2 protein-coding genes are annotated in these 955 nt (G+C 30.3%); both read right to left on the reverse strand.

Features of this window, described 5'->3' with window-relative positions:
• Positions 1 to 126 precede the first annotated feature (126 nt).
• Positions 127 to 594, reverse strand: a complete 468-nt coding sequence (locus HMPREF0373_RS06015) for a GyrI-like domain-containing protein (RefSeq protein WP_021422743.1) — start codon at positions 592 to 594, stop codon at positions 127 to 129.
• Positions 594 to 836, reverse strand: a complete 243-nt coding sequence (locus HMPREF0373_RS06020) for a DUF3781 domain-containing protein (RefSeq protein WP_002347257.1) — start codon at positions 834 to 836, stop codon at positions 594 to 596. The genes HMPREF0373_RS06015 and HMPREF0373_RS06020 overlap by 1 nt, the downstream gene beginning before the upstream one ends.
• Positions 837 to 955 lie beyond the last annotated feature (119 nt).

Below are 955 nucleotides of genomic sequence, written 5' to 3' on the forward strand. Positions count from 1 at the left end.
GCACCGATAATCTTATTGAACAGCTCTAACAGACACCATTTCATCACTCCAATCTGAAATTTTGATAAGAAAAAAGCAGTCAATCCTAAAACTAACTGCTTTGTGTGTGGGGATATAAAATTGTTTTTAATCTTGAATAGGTATCCAAATTTCAATAACTGAATTATCTCTATTCCAATGGAAACGGTAATCATATTTTTCAAAGTGCAGGATAATATTTTTTATAGGGGTATATGGTGTATTAGGAATAATTTCCTGATAAATTTTTCCATAAGTTTCATATATTTTTTCCATAGCACCGATATGCTCCATGACCAAATACTTATAAGACGGTATTTCTTTATACAGAAAGTTGTCTGGAATAATAGTTCGCTTTGGTATAGAACAGAAATAATAAAGTTTTCCATTTCTCCGTTCCATAAAAGCATATTTTACCCAATTTCCCGATTGTGAAAGATATGATTTCTTCAAATTACTGTTAAACTTTCTCCAAAACTGCGTACTAATCTGAATATTCCTTTTTTGGTAATTCGTAAGCTCTACTTCCTGCCCAATAACTGAAAATGCGTCTAATTCTCTTATAGAATAATTCATCATTTTACTTTGTGAGCAGTGATAATGGTATAACTGTACGCATTTATTGTAATGATACAATTATCAATCGTTATGTACCAGTTTTTCCCTTTTCTTATAATTTCTGCATTAGAAAGACTGATTTTTTCTTTGCACCATTCAATCACGTTTTCTACATTCAAAGATAAGTTCTTTTTAATTCTAATAACGCCAAGTTCAGTTGTATGAAGTCTATCCAAGTTTTCCAGTAATTCATTTGCCATATTTTGACACCTCATTTTTCAACAGATTTATTTGTATATTTCATATCCCAATTATATCATTCTCATATCAGCACCACAATAAAATTTTATGCACCGATAATCTTATTGAACAGCTCTAA

This window comes from Eubacterium ramulus ATCC 29099 (assembly GCF_000469345.1).
In the GTDB taxonomy this organism is placed as follows: Bacteria; Bacillota; Clostridia; order Lachnospirales; family Lachnospiraceae; genus Eubacterium_I; species Eubacterium_I ramulus.

What these genes read in the sequence shown, in the direction of transcription:
- HMPREF0373_RS06015 (WP_021422743.1), bottom strand. Translation starts at nt 594, where the DNA reads ATGAATTATTCTATAAGAGAATTAGACGCATTTTCAGTTATTGGGCAG.
- HMPREF0373_RS06020 (WP_002347257.1), bottom strand. Translation starts at nt 836, where the DNA reads ATGGCAAATGAATTACTGGAAAACTTGGATAGACTTCATACAACTGAA.